The 19800-nt window shown below is 64.6% G+C and carries 12 protein-coding genes and 1 pseudogene; 7 read left to right on the top strand and 6 right to left on the bottom strand.

All coding sequences use genetic code 11. From position 1 onward, the window contains the following. The first annotated feature begins 144 nt into the window (after positions 1-144). The 6 genes and pseudogenes from CV770_RS04635 to CV770_RS04610 all read left to right on the top strand — a co-directional run bounded on the left by CV770_RS04635 (position 145) and on the right by CV770_RS04610 (position 8089). Positions 145-2655, top strand: a complete 2511-nt coding sequence (locus CV770_RS04635) for a penicillin-binding protein 1A (RefSeq protein ID WP_104461475.1) — start codon at positions 145-147, stop codon at positions 2653-2655. A 199-nt stretch (positions 2656-2854) separates the two neighbouring features. Further along, positions 2855-3986, top strand: a protein-coding gene (gene prfB, locus CV770_RS04630; RefSeq protein ID WP_099091752.1) for a peptide chain release factor 2 whose coding sequence is annotated in 2 segments (ribosomal slippage) — positions 2855-2923 and positions 2925-3986 — 1131 coding nt in all. Because the reading frame shifts where the segments join, the coding sequence is not laid out codon by codon here. Positions 3987-3988: 2 nt separating this feature from the next. Next, a complete protein-coding gene (locus CV770_RS04625) occupies positions 3989-4870 on the top strand; it encodes an NAD(P)-dependent oxidoreductase (RefSeq protein WP_091956865.1) in 882 nt (293 codons plus the stop codon). A 14-nt stretch (positions 4871-4884) separates the two neighbouring features. Further along, a complete protein-coding gene (locus CV770_RS04620; RefSeq protein ID WP_104461474.1) occupies positions 4885-5754 on the top strand; it encodes a DMT family transporter in 870 nt (289 codons plus the stop codon). Positions 5755-5834: 80 nt separating this feature from the next. Continuing rightward, positions 5835-6746: pseudogene (locus tag CV770_RS04615) on the top strand (DMT family transporter). A 107-nt stretch (positions 6747-6853) separates the two neighbouring features. Next, positions 6854-8089 carry an ABC transporter substrate-binding protein gene (locus CV770_RS04610; protein ID WP_104461473.1) on the top strand — a complete coding sequence of 412 codons (1236 nt, stop codon included), beginning with the start codon at positions 6854-6856 and terminating at the stop codon, positions 8087-8089. Between the two features lie 28 nt (positions 8090-8117). Here CV770_RS04610 and CV770_RS04605 read toward each other — a convergent pair whose 3' ends face one another. Together CV770_RS04605 and CV770_RS04600 are read right to left on the bottom strand one after the other, a co-directional pair. Further along, complete coding sequence (locus tag CV770_RS04605; protein WP_201759697.1) at positions 8118-9470, bottom strand: M23 family metallopeptidase; 1353 nt, start codon at positions 9468-9470, stop codon at positions 8118-8120. 110 nt (positions 9471-9580) lie between these two features. Next, the gene (locus tag CV770_RS04600; protein WP_104461471.1) at positions 9581-10270 is read right to left on the bottom strand and encodes a peroxiredoxin family protein; all 690 of its coding nucleotides are present in this window, start codon (positions 10268-10270) and stop codon (positions 9581-9583) included. Positions 10271-10474: 204 nt separating this feature from the next. Here CV770_RS04600 and CV770_RS04595 point away from each other — a divergent pair, with 204 nt between their 5' ends. After that, positions 10475-14287: a YhdP family protein gene (locus tag CV770_RS04595; protein ID WP_201759699.1), complete on the top strand. Its 3813-nt coding sequence runs from the start codon at positions 10475-10477 to the stop codon at positions 14285-14287. A gap of 132 nt (positions 14288-14419) precedes the next feature. Here the strand turns inward: CV770_RS04595 and CV770_RS04590 are convergent, their stop codons facing one another. The 4 genes from CV770_RS04590 to tyrS form a co-directional block, all read right to left on the bottom strand. Next, complete coding sequence (locus CV770_RS04590; RefSeq protein WP_104461469.1) at positions 14420-16114, bottom strand: methyl-accepting chemotaxis protein; 1695 nt, start codon at positions 16112-16114, stop codon at positions 14420-14422. Positions 16115-16477: 363 nt separating this feature from the next. Beyond that, entirely contained in the window at positions 16478-16915 is a 438-nt protein-coding gene (locus CV770_RS04585) for a DoxX family protein (RefSeq protein ID WP_104461468.1), read from the bottom strand. A 220-nt stretch (positions 16916-17135) separates the two neighbouring features. Beyond that, complete coding sequence (locus tag CV770_RS04580) at positions 17136-18383, bottom strand: MFS transporter (RefSeq protein WP_104461467.1); 1248 nt, start codon at positions 18381-18383, stop codon at positions 17136-17138. 57 nt (positions 18384-18440) lie between these two features. Continuing rightward, positions 18441-19694, bottom strand: a complete 1254-nt coding sequence (gene tyrS / locus CV770_RS04575; protein WP_104461466.1) for a tyrosine--tRNA ligase — start codon at positions 19692-19694, stop codon at positions 18441-18443. Positions 19695-19800 lie beyond the last annotated feature (106 nt).

The raw sequence follows: 19800 nt of genomic DNA, 5'->3' as shown, positions 1-19800 counted from the left end.
GGAGAGGATCCCGCTCGGCAAGCGTCTAAAGTCCGGCACTGATGGTATTGCGTAAGCCGGTGAATTCGTGACGTGAATTGGCCCGGTTTGGGTGCCAAGGGGCTGATACTGAGCTGATCCAGAGATTGAACGGATAAACACATAATGCGCTTGCTGGTGCGGTTCATGGGCTTCCTGTTCGCCGCGGGAACGGTGGTGTTCCTTGTCGGTGTCGGGGCCGTGGCAGGCCTGATCTGGCATTTCTCCAAGGACTTGCCCGACTACTCTCAGCTTCAGGATTACGAGCCGCCGGTGATGACCCGCGTGCACGCGGTCGACGGCTCGCTGCTCGGCGAGTACGCCAAGGAGCGGCGGCTGTATTTGCCGATCCAGGCGGTGCCGAAGCTCGTGATCAACGCGTTCCTTGCGGCCGAGGACAAGAATTTCTACGAGCATGGCGGCATCGACTACACCGGCATGGCGCGCGCGGGCGTGGTCTACATCCAGAATTACGGCTCGAACCGGCGTCCGCAGGGTGCCTCCACGATCACCCAGCAGGTCGCCAAGAACTTCCTTTTGACCAACGAGGTCTCCTTCGCCCGCAAGATCAAGGAAGCCTTGCTCGCGATGCGGATCGAGAAGACCTACTCGAAGGACAAGATCCTCGAGCTGTATCTGAACGAAATCTATCTCGGTCTGGGTGCCTACGGCATCGCAGCTGCCTCGCTGGTCTATTTCGACAAGTCGGTGAACGAGCTGACGGTGGCGGAAGCGTCCTATCTGGCCGCGCTGCCGAAGATGCCGGCGACGCTGCATCCGGTCCGCAACCGCGACCGCGCCATCGAACGCCGCAACTACGTGATCGACCGTCTGGTGGAGAACGGCTGGATCAAGCAGGCCGACGCCGACAAGGCGCGCAAGGAGCCGCTCGCGGTCACCAACCGTTCCAACGGCGCCCACACCTTCGCCGGCGAATATTTTGCCGAGGAAGTCCGCCGCGACATCTTCGAGCGCTACGGTGAGAAGAAGCTGTATGAGGGCGGTCTCTCGGTCCGCACCACGCTCGATCCGAAGATCCAGGTCATGGCGCGCAAGGCCATGGTCTCGGGCCTCGTGAACTATGACGAGCAGCAGGGCTATCGCGGCGCCATGAGCAAGCTCGATACGTCGGGCGATTGGGGCGTGAAGCTTGCCGAGATCAAATCGCTCTCGGACATCTCGCCATGGCGCATGGCGGTGGTGCTGGAGACCAGCGACCAGTCGGCCCGCATCGGCTTCCAGCCGAGCCGCGAGCTTGGCGGAGCCGTGAGCAAGCAGCGCGAGACCGGCATCGTCACGGTTGACGGCGTGCGGTGGGCGCGAGCCGTGCAGGGCGGAACCAAAGGCAAGACGCCGTCGGCGGTGTCGCAGGTGCTGCAGCCCGGCGACGTGATCTACGCCGATCCACTCTACAAGGATGGCCAGCCGGTCGAGGGCCAGTACCGGTTGCGTCAGATCCCCGAAGTGTCCGGCGCGATGGTGGCGATGGATCCCTGGACCGGCCGCGTGCTCGCCATGGTCGGCGGCTTCTCGTTCGACCAGAGCCAGTTCAACCGCGCCACGCAGGCCTATCGGCAGCCGGGTTCGTCGTTCAAGCCGATCGTGTACTCGGCGGCGCTCGACAATGGCTATACGCCCTCGACTGTTGTGCTCGACGCCCCCATTGAAATCGACCAGGGGCAGGGCGCCGGCGTGTGGCGGCCGGAAAACTTCTCCTCGGGCAAATTCCAGGGACCGGTGACGCTGCGCAACGCGCTGCGGCAGTCGCTCAACACCGTGACGGTGCGGCTGGCGCAGGACATCGGCATGCCCTTGATCGGTGAATATGCCCGCCGTTTCGGTGTCTATGACGAGCTGCCGAACTATCTCTCCTACGCGCTGGGCGCCGGCGAGACGACGGCGATGCGCATGGTCACGGCTTACTCGATGCTCGCCAATGGCGGCCGGCGGGTGAAGCCGACGCTGATCGATCGCATCCAGGACCGCTACGGACACACCATCTTCAAGCACGACCAGCGTGAATGCCGCGGCTGTGACGCGCCGGGCGGCTGGAAGAACCAGGCCGAGCCGCAGCTGATCGACCGCCGCGAGCAGGTGCTGGATTCCATGACCGCCTATCAGATCACAGAGCTGATGGAAGGCGTGGTGCAGGCTGGTACGGCCACGGTCATCAAGGAAGTCGGCAAACCCGTCGCCGGCAAGACCGGCACCACCAACGAGGCCAAGGACGCCTGGTTCGTCGGCTTCTCGCCCGACGTCTCGGTCGCCATCTACATGGGCTACGACAAGCCGCGTCCGCTGGGTAAGGGCAATGCCGCAACCGGCGGCCATCTGGCCGCTCCCATCGCGCGCGATTTCCTCAAGCTCGCGCTCGCCGACAAGCCCGCCGTTCCCTTCAAGGTGCCTGCCGGCATCAAGCTCGTGCGCGTCGTCTCCAAAACCGGTATGCGCGCAGGTCCGGGCGAGACCGGCGGAACCATTCTTGAAGCCTTCAAGCCGGGCACGGCGCCGCCGGACAATTACTCGGTGATCGGCGTTGCCGATGCCGATGGGCGCGGCGGCGGCATGCCGGCCTCGCAGCAGCAGCAGCCGGATTCCGGCTTCTTCATGCGGCCGGGCACCGGCGGGCTGTACTAAGGCTTAGGACAAGACAGACGATCCCGGTTCCGGCGGTTGCGCTTTGGCGCTGCCGCCGTTACATCCCCTGAAACGTGACGAGTCATCGCGTTTCAGGTTTTTCGTTTGCGCATGATCTTGTCGGGAAACCGCTGCACACTTTCCCGGATCATGCGCTAGCAATCGAACGCGGACCAATTCCGCGACATCAGAGAACGACATGCGCGCCGAAATCGAACGGTTGGTAGAAGAGATCAAGCAGTCAGTCGGGCTGCTGAGGAGGCATCTTTGACGTCGAGAAATCGACGGCGCGCCTCGCTGAGCTGAACAAGCTCGCAGAAGATCCCAATCTCTGGAATGATCCCCAGAAGGCCCAGAAGCTGATGCAGGAGCGGACCTCGCTGGAGGATTCGCTCTCGGGCATCGGCAAGGTCGAGCAGGAGCTCGAAGACGACATCGGCATGATCGAGCTCGGCGAGGCCGAGGGCGATGCCGGCGTCGTCGCGGAAGCCGAAGCGGCTCTCAAGAATCTCAAGAAGGAAGTGGCGCGGCGCGAGCTCGAGGCGCTGCTGTCGGGCGAAGCCGACCGGTTCGATTCCTATCTCGAAGTCCATGCTGGCGCCGGCGGCACTGAGAGCCAGGACTGGGCGCAGATGCTGCTGCGCATGTACACGCGCTGGGCCGACACCCACGGCTTCAAGGTCGAGGTGCTGGAAGAGTCCGAGGGCGAAGAGGCCGGCATCAAGTCCGCGACGATCCAGGTCTCAGGCCACAACGCCTATGGCTGGCTGAAGACGGAAGCGGGCGTGCATCGCCTGGTGCGCATCTCGCCGTTCGATTCCAACGCGCGGCGGCACACCTCGTTCTCGAGCGTGCAGGTGTTCCCGGTCATCGACGACAGCATCAAGATCGACATCAAGGAAGCCGACGTCCGCGTCGACACCATGCGCTCGGGCGGCGCCGGCGGCCAGCACGTCAACAAGACCGAATCCGCGGTGCGGCTGACGCACATTCCGACCGGTGTCGCCGTGGTCTGCCAGGCCGGCCGCTCCCAGCACAAGAACCGGGCTCAGGCCTGGGACATGCTGCGCGCGCGCCTGTATGAAATCGAGCTGAAGAAGCGTGAGGAGAAGGCCGCCGCCGACCAGGCCGCCAAGACCGATATCGGCTGGGGTCACCAGATCCGCTCCTACGTGCTGCAGCCCTATCAGATGGTGAAGGATCTGCGCACGGGCGTGCAGACCTCGGACACCTCGGGCGTGCTCGGCGGCGATCTCGACGACTTCATGGCCGCGACGCTGGCGCAGCGCGCCTTCGGCACCACGGGTGCCGATATCGAGGACGTGGACTGATCATGCCCCGCGTCGCCTTCATCGGATTAGGGCGGATGGGTCATGGCATGGCCGGCCGCTATCTCGATGCCGGCTTCACGGTGACGCTGTGGAATCGCAGCAAGGCCAAGGCTGAAGATTTGATCGCGCGCGGCGCGCTTTGGGCGACCTCGCCCGAGGACGCCGCGATCGATGCCGACGCGGTCGTGACCATGGTTGCCGATGACGAAGCCTCGCGCGCGGTCTGGCTCGGGCCGAAGGGCGCGGCCAAGACGGCGAAATCAGGCACCATCGCGATCGAATGCTCCACCGTTTCCTATGACCATGCCCGCGAGATGGGCCGCGAGCTGAATGCGCGCGGGCTCATCTATATCGATTGCCCCGTGACCGGATTGCCGGATGCCGCCGCCAGTGGAAAGCTGACGCTGCTGGTTGGCGCCGATGCAGCCGACCTCGAACGCGCGCGGCCGTATCTGACGCCGATCGGCTCGACCATCCGCCATTTCGGCGCGGTCGGCTCCGGCACGGTCTACAAGCTCATCAACAATCTCATGGGCGCGATCCAGATCGCCGGCCTCGCCGAGGGCCTTGCCATCGCCGAGCAGGCCGGGCTCGACATGAACCTCGTGCTGGAATCGATCCAGGCGGGCGTGGCCGCAAGCCCGCAGGTGCAGCGCCACTCCAAGCGCATGGTTGCCCGCGACTTCAGCGGCGCGACCTTCACGGCAGCGCTGCGGCACAAGGATGCCGCCTATGCCGTCAAACTCGCGGAGAGCCTGCTGGCCGACAAGCCGCTAGTCTCGCGGGCCGCGGTCGAGTCCTACGCGCAGGCGAAGGCGGCGATGCCTGATGACGACGAAGGCAGGATGATCGAGCTGGTGTCGCGGCCGAAGAAGCCGTCCTAGCCGGTCACATCCACATGGGGCAGCCTCGTTCGGAACGCGGTCTCGGCATTGCCCTCGTCGTCGCCGCCGCGATTGCCTGGAGCACGGCGCCGTTCTTCACGCGCCTTCTACCGTTCGATCCCTGGACTATTCTGTTCTGGCGCGGCCTGTTCGCCGGCGGCCTGATCACTGTGCTTCTCGTGGTGATGCAAGGCCGCGCCGGCCTGCGGCAGTTGCTGGCGCCGGGCAAGGCAGGCCTGCTCGTGGCCTCATTGTCCGCGATCGGCATGGTTTCGTTCATTCCCGCGCTGCAGATGACCGACGTCATGAACGTGGCGGTGCTGATCGCAACACAGCCGTTTGTTGCGGCCGCGCTGGCTTGGCTGTGGCTCAATGAGGCCGCGACATGGCGCACGCTGATTGCGAGCCTGATTGCCTTTGCCGGCGTGGTGATCACGGTCGGCGGTGTGCGAGCCGGTGCCGATCTCGGTGGCATCGCGCTCAGCTGCCTGATGGTGCTCGCCATCTCCACCATGACGGTGGTGGTCCGGCGCCATCGCGAGACGTCGATGGTGGCGGCGGCCGCGCTGTCGAATTTCATCGGAAGCCTCGTCGGCCTTCCATTCGCGCATGACATCGCTCATGTCGGCGGCAACGGCTTCGCGATCCTCGCGATGTTCGGCTGCCTTCAAGTCGCGCTGGGCTTGACCTTCTACATGCTCGGCTCGCGCTTACTGCCGTCAGGACAGGCCTCCCTGATCGCGACGCTGGAAACGCCGCTGATGCCGTTCTGGATCTGGGTTGCCTTCCGCGAGATACCGGCCGTCCACGCGCTCATTGGCGGCGCGTTGGTGATTGGGGCGGTTGTTGCCGATATCGCGGGCGATCGGCGGTCACGGGGATAATCTCGAGTAATTTTGTCGGAAACCGGGTGGCGAGATTTTCCGCGTTGTCCTAGGCGAGCAGCTGCGCCGAGGTGAAACGCATGCCCCCAAACGACAACAGGATCGACGCGCGCGATTGGTCGCTGCTCGCGGTGCTCTCCGTCCTCTGGGGCGGCTCGTTCTTCTTCAACGGCGCCGCCTTGCGGGAATTGCCGCCGCTGACGCTGGTGTTTTTGCGGGTCGCGCTCGGTGCCGCCATGCTGCTGCCGCTGCTGCGCATGCAGGGGATCGGCTTGCCCAAGAGCATTGCGGGGTGGAAGCCGTTCGTTGTGATCGGCTGCTCAACAATGTCATCCCGTTCTCGTTGATCGTGGCCGGGGCAGACCTTCATCCCGAGTGGACTGGCGTCGATCCTGAATGCGACGACACCGCTGTTCACGGTGGTCGTGATGGCCGCGGCGGGCGAAGAGGCCTTGCAGATGCGGCGCGTGGCCGGTGTGGGGCTCGGCCTTGCCGGCGTAATCATCCTGCGCGGATGGGGCCTCGAGACGAGGCCGGGGCAGGGGCTCGGCATCCTGCTCTGCCTTGGCGGCGCCTTCAGCTATGTATTCGCCGCACTGGCAGCGCGGCGAATGCTGAAGGACTCAGCTCCGCTCGGCACGGCGACGTTTCAACTGATGGCGTCGACGGTGATGATGGCGATCGTCGCCGGCGTGGTGGAGCAGCCTTGGCGTCTTCCGGTGCCGGGCCTGACGACCTGGCTCGCGGTGCTTGGTCTCGCGGGCCTCTCGACGGCGCTCGCTTATATCGTCTTCTTTCAGATCATACGGCGCTCCGGTGCGACCAATGTCATGCTGGTGACGCTGCTCATTCCCGTCACCGCCATCCTGCTGGGATGGCTGGTGCTGGGTGAGCCGATCTCGATGCGCGAGATCGCAGGCGCCATTGTCATTGGCAGCGCGCTGCTCGTGATCGACGGACGCGTTTTGAACCTGCTGCGACGCAGCGAGTAAATTCCGGATTCGCCGTTTCATCTCGCGGAAAATCGAAGCGCTTGCCAGCCGCGAACGGCCTTGCGACACTCCCTACAAAACAAGACTACAAAACAGGGGAGAGACCGATGCCGGGTCGTCGCAAAAACCTTGCTGCCCTCGCCATGCTTGCTGCCGGAGTGCTCATCACGACACCGGTCTCGGCGCAGAAAAAATACGACCCCGGCGCCAGCGACACCGAAATCAAGATCGGCAACATCATGCCCTATAGCGGGCCGGCGTCGTCCTATGGTGTGATCGGCAAGACCGAGGCTGCCTATTTCAAGATGATCAACGATCAGGGCGGCATCAACGGACGCAAGATCAATTTCATCAGCTATGACGACGCCTACTCGCCGCCGAAGGCGATCGAGCAGGCGCGCAAGCTGGTCGAGAGCGACGAGGTGCTGCTGATCTTCCAGCCGCTCGGCACGCCCTCGAATTCCGCGATCATGAAATACATGAACGCCAAGAAGGTGCCGCAGCTGTTCGTCGCCTCCGGCGGTACCAAGTTCGGCGACCCCAAGAACTTCCCGTGGACCATGGGCTTCCAGCCCAACTACCAGAGCGAGGGACGGATCTACGCCAAGTACATTCGCGATCATTTCCCGAGCAGCAAGATCGCGGTGTTCTGGCAGAACGACGACGCCGGCAAGGACCAGTTCAAGGGCCTGAAGGACGGGCTCGGCGACAAGGCCAATATGATCATCGCCGACAAGTCCTACGAGGTCAGCGATCCCTCGATCGACTCGCAGATCGTGGCCCTGCACGATTCCGGTGCCGACATCTTCTTCTCATGGGCCGCGCCGAAGGGATCGGCACAGGCGATCCGGAAGGTCGGCGAGCTCGGCTGGAAGCCGAAATTCTTCCTGGCCAACACCGCGACTTCGGTCGCCTCGGTGCTCAAGCCCGCCGGGCTGGACTATTCCAAGGACATCATCTCGACGGTCTATCTGAAGGACCCGACCGATCCGACCTGGGACAAGGATCCAGCCGTCGTGAAATGGCGCGAATTCATGGACAAATATTATCCCGACGGCGACAAGGCCAATTCCAACAACATCTACGGTTATGTCCAGGCCGAGGCGATGGCGCAGGTGCTCAAGCAGTGCGGCGACAATCTCACGCGTGAGAACGTCATGAAGCAGGCCGCCAACCTGAAGGATTTCCACACCGACCTGATGCTGCCGGGCATCATGGTCAACACCTCACCGGACGATTATTTCCCGATCGAGCAGATGCAGCTGATGCGCTTCAACGGGCAGGCCTGGGAGCTGTTCGGCGACGTCATCACCGGCGAGGTCGGCCACGAGCGCAGCCAGTGATCATGCACAGGCGCCTTTTGTCGCGGGCTTAGCCCGCGCTGAGACGCACGCCGGCGCGCAGGAACTTCTGCGGATCGACCGCTTCGCCCTCGATGCGGGTCTCGTAGTGCAGATGCGGACCGGTGGAGCGACCGGTCGACCCGACTAGACCGACGACCTGGCCGATCTTCACGGTCTCGCCGACCCTGACGTTGATCTCGGAGAGATGGCCGTAACGGGTCGAGAGCCCATTACCGTGGTCGACCTCGATCATGCGGCCGTAACCGCCGGACCATCCGGCGGACACCACCTTGCCGTTGGCGGTGACGCGAACCGGATCGCCGGTGGCAGCGCGGAAATCGAGCCCGGTATGCATCGCGGGCCGGCCGAGGAAGGGATCGCTGCGGACGCCGAAGCCGGAGGTGAACTCGACCTCGCCGATGACGGGCTTGCGGTAGGGCACCAGCGCCAGCGTACGGTTGAGACGGTCCATCTCGGCGCGCGTGGTGTTGATGCGATAAAGCTGCTTCTCGAACGGACCGGCATTGGCCGTCAGTTTGACCGGTACGAACGGCCCCCCCATCGCGCTGCGCGGCACGGCGGATTCGAGATTGGCGAGATTGAGGCCGAGATCACTGACCACGCCGCGCATCCGGCGCATGCGTGAATCCATGCCTTCCTCGACGGCGCTGAGCGCCGCCATCTGGCGCCGTTCAACTTGGTCGAGCGAGGTCGTGAGCCGAACCAGGACGTTGTCGAAACCCTGGTTCTTGGCGAATTGGCTGGTCGGGGGCGCTGCGACGGTGGGTGCGCGCGATTCTAGGCGGGCCTCACGGTCCGGCGGCGCCACGAAAATCACGGTGTCGCTGATCGGCGAGGGTTTTGGCGTGCTCTGGCTCGAATCGCCGCGCTGCGGGGCCGCGCGGGGGATCGAGCCGGTCACGTCAGGCATGGCCCCGAGCGCCGTCGCCCGGGACTCCAGCGCCGTTTGGCGCTTCATGATCTGGTCGAGTTTCTGGTCGAACTGTTCCTGGTCGAGCAACTGGCGGCTGGTGGTGCGGTCGACCTTGGCGCGCAGCTCGGCGATGCGGTCCTCATAGGCGTATTGCATCTCGGCCTGGCGGGCGATCAGCCGGGTCAGGACGTCGTCACGGAAAGCGAAATAGGTGGCGGTTGCCGCCGACCAGAGACCGAGCAGCACCACCGTGCCGACCACGATCCAGAACACCACGGGCCCGAAGCGAACCTGCTTGCCGGCATGGACGATGGTGTAGGCGTCGTCGGTCGCGGGAAGGGGAATCGCTGTGGCTGTCGCGAGGGCGGGACGGCGTTGGAAGGCGCGTCCGTGGTCGTGAGGATGATGTTGGGCGTACTGCGAGTATTGGGCAGAACTTTTCGACATCGGCACTCCCGCGCCGGTCGGATGAGTCCGTACGGCCTAATTGCCGCAGCAATCTGGGCCGGTCATGGTTAATTTTCCGGAAATGGGAACGCGCGAATTTAAAGGACTGGTTAAAGACTTCTTGCCGCTTCCAGCACCTCGTCGGCATGACCGTCGACCCGGACATTGCGCCATATCCTGGCCAGTTTGCCATCGGCCCCGACCAGTATCGTGGTGCGAAGAATCCCAAGGAAGCTCTTGCCATACATGGATTTTTCGCCCCAGGCGCCGTAGGCTTCCAGCATCTGGTGCGTCTCATCCGAGATCAGGGGGATACCGAGCTTGTGCTTGTCGCGGAACTTCTCCTGAGCCTTTAACGGATCGGCGGAGACGCCGAGCACGGCGTTACCGGCAGCCGCGAAGGCACCGGCGAGGCGGGTGAAGTCGATCGCCTCCCGGGTGCACCCCGGGGTGTCGGCGCGGGGGTAGAAGAACAGGACGAGCTTTCGGCCGGCATAGTCCGCCAATGTGACGACCTCGCCGCCGTCGCGGGGCAGGCGGAAGGCGGGGGCCTTGTGGCCCTCGGCCAGGCCGGACTTCGCCTTAGGGGGCGGGGACGCCGATTTGGAGGAATTTAACTGTTTCGATGCGGCCGTATGTGATCCTGCTTTTGCTAAGGTCCCGGTTGATTTGGTCGCCGGTGTCCGCTGTGTTTTCGCGGACTTTGTCGGAGTAGAGGCCCGCGTTTTCAGGGCCGTCTTTTTAGCCGTCGGACTGCCGGAGGGCGTTTTGGACGATTTCGTTCGGGATTTCTTGGACATACGCCTTCCTTTCGACGCTTTCGGCGGGTCAACCGAAACGGTATTGCAGCTCTCGTCCGGTGTGCCGGAATCGCGCCCTCGGCTGGGCAAGTCTGGCGGCGCCGGAGTATGGTTACAAGGAATTCCACGCACCACCCCACTGCTCGTTGAACGCGCTCCCGGGGCGAAATGACGAACAGCAGGAATATTCGAGGTATGGCGGCAATGCCGGCGCAGGGAGCTTCGCTTCCCGCGGACGGCTGCGGTCCCGGCGGCGCTCAATCGTTTGACGGGCGCCTGTATCGAGAGGCAATGGCAAGGAATAAGTCGCCCCAGGATTACAATCGGGATTTCGATCGGCGCGGCGTTCAGCAACAGCCGCAGGAATGGGACGACGCCGATTGGGATCCGGATCAGGAGGCGGCCGCGGGCCATCGCGCGCGCCGGCTGTTGTCGCGTTCCAATTCGGGCTTTCATCGCTTCGGTGACGGTTTTGGCGCGTTGCGCCGCTGGCTGGCCGCCGATCGCTGGCTGAAGCGTGTCGTCCTTGTCGTCGGGACTCTCGCCGTCATCTTCATCGGCTGCTTCGGCGCGCTGTGGTGGCGGCTCGGTGCCGGCCCCATCAATCTCGACATTGCAACGCCATGGCTCGCGGCCGCGATCGAGGACAATATCGGTCACGGCAACACGGTCGAGATCGGAGGCACACAGATCGAGCGCGCCGGCCGGGTTCGCATCGCCGTCCGCATCCGAGACATCATCGTCCGCGATCGCGATCACGCCATCGTTGCCAGCGCGCCGAAGGCCGAAGTGAAGCTATCGGGTGCGGGCCTCTTGATGGGGCACCTGCGCGCCGAGAGCCTCAATCTGGTCGATGCCGAACTCGCGATCCGCATCGCGCCCGACGGTACCGTCACCGTGTCCGCCGGCGATACCGCAAAGCCGCTGGCAACCGGCGTCGCCTCGAAGAAGGACGCGGGTCTGCCGCCGACATTCCCGCGCAACGGCGTCCCGCCGCCGCCATTCGCCACGGGGCCCGCGAGCCAGGATCCATCCCAAGCCGCCTCTCAAGGCCCGCCTCAGGCGACGGCGCAGAGCGGCATCCTTCAGGGCCTCGACTGGCTCGACAGTCTGAGCATGACCGGCCTCGACGGCCAGAACCTCAACGAGATCGGTCTGAAGAACGGCAACCTGATCGTCGACGATCAGCAGCGCGGCAGCAAATGGTCGTTTGAGAACATCACGCTCAGCCTGCGCCGGCCGAGCCGCGGGGGCGTCACGCTCAGCCTGGGCGAAGAGGGCGCGCGCCCATGGATGCTGCGCGCCACGATCGGGCCGGCCGAGAACGGTGTGCGCTCGGTCGACATCAAGGCCGACAAGGTCTCGACCTCCAACATCCTGTTGGCGTTGCGGGTCAAGGATCTCACCTACACGGCCGACCTGCCGCTGACGGGCGAGCTCAAGGGCGAACTCGGCCGCGATGGCGTGCCGACCTTCTTCCGCGGCAAGCTCGCGGTCGGCGCCGGCAATATCATCGACACCGACACGCCAGACTATCCGATGGCGATCGACCAGGCCGAGATCAACGTCGAGTGGGACGCCAATCGGCGGGTGCTGGTGGCACCGTTCAAGATCCTGTCGGGCGCGAACCGCCTGACGCTTCTGGCCCATCTCGAGCCGCCCAACGGCACCATCAACGACTGGCAACTCGGCTTCAGCGGCGGTTCGATCCTGCTCGGCGGCATCGACAACGAGCCGCCGCTCGTCTTCAACCGCATCGCGATCGGCTTCCGCTTCGACACCGACCACAAGCGCCTCTTGCTGACGCAGGCCGACATCAGCAATGGCGAGATCGGCGTCGCCGGCACGGGGGCGATCGACTATTCCGGCGAGCCCCGGCTGACGCTGGGCTTTGCGGGAACGCCGATGTCGGCCTCCGCGCTGAAGCGGATGTGGCCGACGCTGGTCGTTCCCGAGTTGCGCGAATGGGTGATCGAGCGGATCGAGCGCGGTACGCTCCAGCGCATCGAGATCGGCGTCAATTCGCCGACGAAGAACCTTCCGCGCAAGGGCCCGCCCATTCCCGACGACGGCCTCTCGGTCAACATCGTGGCGAGCGGCGTCGCGGTCCGTCCCGTGGACGGCATGCCCGTTGTGCACGATGCCGATCTGAAGGCGCGCGTCACCGGGCGTACCGCGACCGTGACCATCGGGCAGGGCATCGCCGATACGCCCGCCGGCCGCAAAGTCACGATTTCCGATTTCGTCTTCGAGGTGCCGGATATGGCGCCCAAGCCGTCGCCGTCGCGGACCAGGTTCCGCGTCGACGGACCTGTGCCCGCGGCGGCCGAGATGCTCTCGAATGATCGCCTGAGTGATCTGTCGTCGACAGTCGTCGATCCCAACACCAGCAAGGGGACGTTCACGGCGAATATCCAGCTCGGCCTTCCGGTCAAGGGCGAGCTGACCAAGGCGGACACGACCTACGCCGTCACCGCCGACCTCAACGGTTTTGCCGCCGACAAGCTGGTGATGAACCAGAAGCTGGAGGCCAACACTCTCAAGATCGTCGCGAGCAACACGGGCTATCAGGTCAAGGGCGACGTCAAGATCAACGGGCAGGCGGCCTCGCTCGACTATCGCAAGCCGGCCGAGGGCGACGCGGATGTCAGGTTGCAGGCGACGCTGGACGATGCGAGCCGGGCGCGCCTGGGATTCGATCTCAGCCCCGCCGTCAGCGGATCGTTGCCGATCAAGCTGTCGGGCAAGATCGCGGGCGGTCCCGACCAGACGACGAAGCTCGGCGTCGAGGCCGACCTGACCTCGGTGAAGCTCGACAACATCCTGCCCGGCTGGGTCAAGCTGCCGGGCAAGTCGGGCAAGGCCAGCTTCAAGGTCGTGCCGACCGCGCAATCGACGCGTCTGGAAGACATCGTGATCGAAGGCGGTGGCGCCTCGATCAAGGGCTCGGTTGAGGTCGATGCGAACGGCGATCTCATGAGCGCGAACTTCCCGACCTATTCGCCGTCCGATGGCGACAAGGCGTCGCTGAAGGTGGAGCGCAGCCAGGATGGCGTCATCAAGGGCACGATGCGCGGCGATGTGTTTGACGGTCGCGGCTTCCTGAAGTCGGCGATCTCCGGCAATTCCAAGGACGACAAGAACAAGATGAAGAACGTCGACTTCGACATCGACGTGAAGCTCGGTGCCGTCGCGGGTTTCAACGGCGAGGCGATGCGCAGCGTCGATGCCAAGATGTCGAAACGCAATGGTGCCATCAAGGCGTTCACGCTGAGCGGCAAGGTCGGCAAAGACACGCCGGTGGCGGCTGACCTGCGCGGCGGCCGTGCGCAGGGCAACCGCGAGGTGATATACCTCCAGACCAACGATGCCGGCGCGCTGCTGCGCTTCACCGACACCTATACCAAGGCGGTCGGCGGCCAGATGGTGGTGGCGATGGAGCCGCCGACATCCGAGCCGAACACCTCGCGCGAGGGCCTCATCAACGTCCGCGACTTCACGGTGAAGGGCGAGGCCCAGCTCGAACGCGTTGCCGCCGGCGCGCCAAACGGCACCGGCAACGGCGTCTCGTTCAGTGCGCTCCGCGCCGAGTTCACGCGGCAGAATGGCGCGCTCACGGTCCGTGACGGCGTGGTCAAGGGTCCCATGATCGGCGCCACCATCGAGGGCTCGATCGACTATCCCGGCAACCAGGTCTGCATGAGCGGCACCTTCGTGCCGATGTATGGCGTCAACAACATCTTCGGCCAGATCCCGTTGTTCGGCATCTTCCTCGGCGGCGGCAACAATGAAGGGCTGATCGGCGTGACCTATGAGGTCGTCGGCACGCCGGCTGCGCCCGTGATGCGCGTCAATCCGATCTCGGCGATGGCCCCCGGCCTGTTCCGCAAGATCTTCGAGTTCAACACCGGCAAGCAGAACTCGCCGTTCGAAGAATTCCCCTCGCAGTCGAACGACGGTTCGACCGGCTCGACGCGCCAGCTCTCGAGCGGCTGCAGCCTGACGCGGCGGCAGTAGGGGGCGGCTGTCTCCGACATCATGGCCGGGCTAAACACTGTCCCGGCCATCCACGCCTCACCGACACCAAGAACGTCGATGCCCGGGACAAGCCCGGGCATGACGGAGATCGCTTGGAGTGTTGTCGGCCGCCTAAGCCGCGCGCACGCCTGCGAGGAATGTCCCGACTTCGCCGGAGAGCTGCTCGGCCTGCTTGGAGAGGTTCGAGGCGGCGGCGAGCACCATGCCGGCGGCATTGCCGGTCTCGTTCGCGGCGGTAGAGACGCCGCCGATATTGGTGGTGACTTCCTGGGTCGCCTCCGCGGTCTGCGACACGCTGCGGGCGATCTCGGCGGTGGCGGCGCCTTGCTCCTCGATGGCAGCACCGATCGAGGTGGCGATGCGGCTGACCTCCTCGATGGTGGCGGTGATGCCGCCGATGGCGTCCACGGCCTCCTTGGTTGCGCCCTGGATCTGCGCGATCTTGTCGCCGATCTCGCGGGTGGCTTCCGCGGTCTGGCTCGCCAGCGACTTCACCTCGGAAGCGACGACGGCAAAGCCGCGGCCGGCTTCACCGGCGCGCGCGGCCTCGATGGTGGCGTTGAGCGCGAGGAGGTTGGTCTGCGCGGCGATGCTGGAGATCAGCTCGGCGACATGCTCGATCTGCTGGGCACCGTCCGAGAGCGCGCGCACGATGGTGTCGGTGCGGCGCGCGCTGTCGACCGCGCGTCCCGTGACTTCCGCGGACTGGGCGACCTGGCGGCTGATCTCGGTGATGGAGGAGGAGAGCTCTTCGGCGGCAGCCGCGACGGTCTGGACGCGCTGGCTGGCTTCGGTGGCGGCCGTGCCGACCACGGCGGCGCGGCGGTTGGTGCCCTCAGCCGTGGATGACATCGACTTGGCGGTGGTCTCGAGCTCGCCGGAGCCGGAGGCCATCAGGCCGACGAGCTGACCGACGGAGGCATCGAAGCGATCGGCGAGGGCGATCAGGGCGTCGCGCTTCTCCTGCTCGCTGCGAGTCTTGGTGGCGACCTGCTCGGCTTCCAGGTTCCGCGCCGTCAGCGCGGTCTGCCTGAGCACTTCGAGCGTCTCGGCCATGCGGCCGATCTCGTCGCCGCGGTCGGTCTCCTCGACCGGCTTGTCGATGGCGCCTTCCGATATCTCCTGCATGCGGTTCTTCTGGCGGTCGAGCGCGCCGAGCACGTCGCGGGCGATCAGCCAGGACAGCGTCGCCATCAGCAGCATCAGGCCGATGCCGATCGCGGCCAGCTCCAGCGTCAAGGCGCGCACGTCGGCGTCGATGTCGTCGACATAGAGACCGTAGCTGATGGTCGCATTCCAGGGCGCGAATTTGCGCGCGAAGACGGTCTTGCGCACGGGCTCGGTCTGGCCGGGGCGGGGGTAGAGATAGGAGGTCACTCCGCCCTGTACGGTCTCGCCGCCGGCCTTGATGATGGCGTCGGCGATCAGGACGCCGTTGGAGTCCTTGGCCCCAGTGATCTTGCCTTCCAGCTGCTGGTTGGCGCCGTTCACCAGGATGGAGGTGTCGGGGTTGTAGACAACGGGATAGCCCTGGTTGCCGTTGAAGTTCATGCGGCGGCCACGCTGGTGGAACTGGGCCTTGGCGTCGGCCGGCGTCAGCTTGCCGGCGGCAACCTCTTCCTGAAGCGATTGCGCGTAGTTGTAGAGCAGCTCTACCGCGGTCCGCATCTGCTGGACCCGGTCCTCCATCATGCGGCTCTTGCTGAGGACGGACGATACGCCGATGATGGCCGTGACTGTGAGAGCCGAAAGACAGACCATGCTGGCGAGCTTGGTCCGGATCTTGAGATGACTCATCAGCTTCATCGCGGCCTCGAAAGAAATGGTTGTTATTGCTCGCGTCGGTAGCATGAAGTTCTTACCAATCATGAATGGACGCGTGCGACGTGCTGCCGCGCGCGCAGCGTCCGCAGCCGGATGCGCAAGCACGCAGGCGGAAACGCGCCTCGCCGGCGCGGGGCGCGTCAGGTCGCCGAGACAGACGATGTCGGAATTTGGTGGTGACCGAGCCCGGCCGGAGCGGCAATGAAGCGATTCGTTCACCGCATCGTCATGGCCGTGCTGCTCGTGGCGGCCCTCGTTCTGATCTGGAACGTGCTGGGGGCGCGCTGAGTCGGCACCGGCAGATCCGCCGGTGCCGTCTTGCTTTCAGGTCAACCCGTGAGCGCGTCAGCGCCGCGCGTAGGCTTCGCCCGCTGCGTCGCTGTCCTTGCCCATCACTGCATCGACGCTGACCGAGCCGCCGCCGGCTGCCGAGAGATAGAGGCAGGCGAAGCAGAACAGGATCGCGGAGGTGCCGCCGTTGAGCAGCGGCAGGAACACCGGTGTTTCGCCCTTGAGCATGTGGCCCATGAAGTAAGCGAAGGCCATTTCTCCCGACAGGATGAAAGCCGTGAGGCGGGTGAACAGGCCGAGCATCAGGAGCGCGCCAAGCACGAGCTCAAGCGTACCTGCCGCGTAGATCAGCGGCGGGATGTTCGCGAAGTACGGCAGCACCGGAAACTTGAACAGCTTGGCGACGCCGTACTGGAACAGCAACAGGCCGGTGACGAAGCGAAACAGGCTCAAGAGAACCGGTTGAAAGCGAACGAGATAGGGAAAGTTCATTGGTTTGTGCCCTCCATCCAATGCTGTGACTTGGACCGCATTCGGTACCGCCTCGCAAGCCATGCACACCCGATTCGTCCTGACATTTTCGTCATGTCGGATAAAACACCGCAGGCCAGGATTTCAGCCGCGTGCGACCGCACTTTTCGCGCGTGTTCCGCGTCGCGCCCATCCGTAATTTGCCGGTGACGCGGATGCGCGCAAGTTACCTCCAGGAGACCTACCGCCGCAAGGCGGGCACGATCAGGAACGGGATCATCCCGAGCACGACGCTCGCAAGTGCGAAGGCGAGCAGCGCGTTGTAGCCGTGCGTCGCGTCATGGATCAGGCCGCCGCTCCAGGAGCCGAACGCCGAGCCGAGGCCACTGCCGATCGAGATAGTGCCGTAGATGGTGCCGACCCGCTTGCCCTGGAAAATCCTCATCGCCGTGGCGCTGATCAGCGGACCGCGCGAGCCCATCATGCTGCCGAAGCAGACGACGAAACCGGTGAGCAGCAGGATGTTCGGAGAATACTGCAACAGCCAGAGCAGGACGATGCCGAGGATCGAGATCGCGTAGCTCAGCAGCACCGACGGCCGGCGCCCGATCAGGCCGTCGAGCGCGGACACGCCGAGCATGCCGAACACAAGCACGACGCCGGAGAAACCCCAGGCGGTCGCAGCCTGCAGCGGCGGAAAGCCGGCGTCGATCAGATAGGCCACGATCTGCGCGGCAATCGAGTACATGCCGACGGCAGTGAAGAAGAAGGTCCAGAACAGCGCCCAGAAGGCGTGATGGCGCATGGCACGGAGCAGGGTCCAGCCATTGTCAACGAAGTCAGGGTCGGTCCTCTTCACGACATGCGGCGAGCCCGCGGCGAACAGTCGCCACGGCAGCAGCATCAGCGGGAGCAACAGGCCAAGTGCCGTAAAGCCGAACAGCTGGTAGGTGTCACGCCAGCCGATGTGATCGATCAGAAGCTGCGAGGCCGGCAGCAGCGCCAGCACGCCGCCGCCCATCGCCGAATACACCACCGACATTGCAGTCGGCAGACGGGGCCCGAACCAGCGGCCGAGCAGGATCGAGTTCGGCACGATGCCGATGAAGGCAACGCCGATACCGACGCAGAGTCCGATCGAGAGTTGGAACTGCCAGAGATGTTGCGCGTGGGCCGCGACCAGGAATGCCGCGCCCAGCAGCAGCAGCCCGAGCGCATACACGATGCGTGGTCCGGAATGGTCGAACAGGCGTCCGACGAAGGGCGCGGTGAGACCGCTCGCGAGCCAGGTCAGTGAATAGACCGAGACGATCTGCGCGCGGTCCCAGCCAAAACTTTCCGAAATCGGTTTCAGGAACACCGTAAAGCTGTCGCCAAGCCCGCGGCCGAGCACGGCCAGCGTGAAGCACAGAGCGAGCACGACGAGCGCGGTGCGAACAGCGTCCCGCTGATCGCTCCCGACGTTCTCCCTGGGCGTGTTCTGATCCATTGCCCGTCAGGGAGCGCGCATCCGTGCGCCCTGACAAGCAGCGAAAAGCTCATACGCCTATGCAGGCTTAAGGAGGACGTGCTTCTTCTTGCCGAAGGACAGCTTGATCACGCCTTCCGGCGTCAGATTGCTTGCCGACAGTGCCATCTTTTCGTCAGTGACCGGCTCGTCGTTGACGCGAAGGCCGCCGCCCTTGATCTGGCGCCGGGCTTCGCCGTTGGATGCAACGAGGCCCGCCTTGACGAAGGCGTTGAGCACGCCGAGGCCGGCGTCGATCTCACCCCGCGGAATTTCCACCGTCGGCAGGGTTTCGGCCAGCGCGCCTTCCTCGAAGGTGCGGCGCGCGGTCTCCGCCGCCTCGTTCGCGGCCTCGCGGCCATGCAGCAGCGCGGTCGCTTCAGTGGCGAGCACCTTCTTGGCCTCGTTGATCTCCGAGCCGCCGAGCGCTTCGAGCTTCTTGATCTCAGCCATCGGCAGCGTCGTGAACAGCTTCAGGAATTTGCCGACGTCGGCATCCTCCGTGTTGCGCCAGTACTGCCAGAAATCATAGGGCGAGAACGCGTCGGCGTTGAGCCAGACCGCGCCTTGCGCGGTCTTGCCCATCTTGGCGCCGGACGCCGTCGTCAGCAGCGGCGTCGTCAGCGCGAACAGCTGGTGGGTGCCCATGCGGCGGCCGAGATCGACGCCCATGATGATGTTGCCCCACTGGTCCGAGCCGCCCATCTGCAATTTGCAGCCGGTGCGCTTGGCGAGCTCGACGAAGTCGTAGGCCTGGCAGACCATGTAGTTGAACTCGATGAAGCTCATCTCCTGCTCGCGCTCGAGGCGCAGCCGGACGGAGTCCATCGTCAGCATGCGGTTGACCGAGAAGTGCCGGCCGACGTCGCGCAGCATCTCGATCCAGTTCAGCTTGGTCAGCCACTCCGCATTGTCGAGCATGACGGCGTCGCTCGCGCCGCTGCCGTAGCGCAGCACTTTCGCGAACACGCCGCGGATCGATTCCTTGTTGGCCTCGATCTCGGCGACGGTGCGCATCGCGCGCGTCTCGTCCTTGCCGGAGGGATCGCCCACCATGGTGGTGCCGCCGCCCATCAGCGTGATCGGCTTGTTGCCGGACTGTTGCAGCCAGTGCAGCATCATCATGGTGAGGTAATTGCCGATATGCAGCGAGCGGGCGGTGCAATCGTAGCCGACATAAGCGGTCGCTTCGCCCTTGGCGGCGAGCGCGTCCAGCCCCTCGAAATCGGAGCACTGGTGGATGAAGCCACGTTCCTGCAGGATATTGAGGAAATCCGATTTAAATGCAGTCATCTGTCGGCGTGCCTGACAATTCTTGGTTTACTGTTTCGGGAGCAATTTAAGGGTCTTCCGTGGGAACCCAATTGCTGCCCGCCGCTTGGCGCTGTGGCATTATAAG

The sequence above is a fragment of the Bradyrhizobium sp. AC87j1 genome, from assembly GCF_002936975.1.
GTDB lineage: Bacteria > Pseudomonadota > Alphaproteobacteria > Rhizobiales > Xanthobacteraceae > Bradyrhizobium > Bradyrhizobium shewense.
Note: the sequence above shows the minus strand (reverse complement) of the source record. Positions and strands in the feature narration are given on the sequence as shown.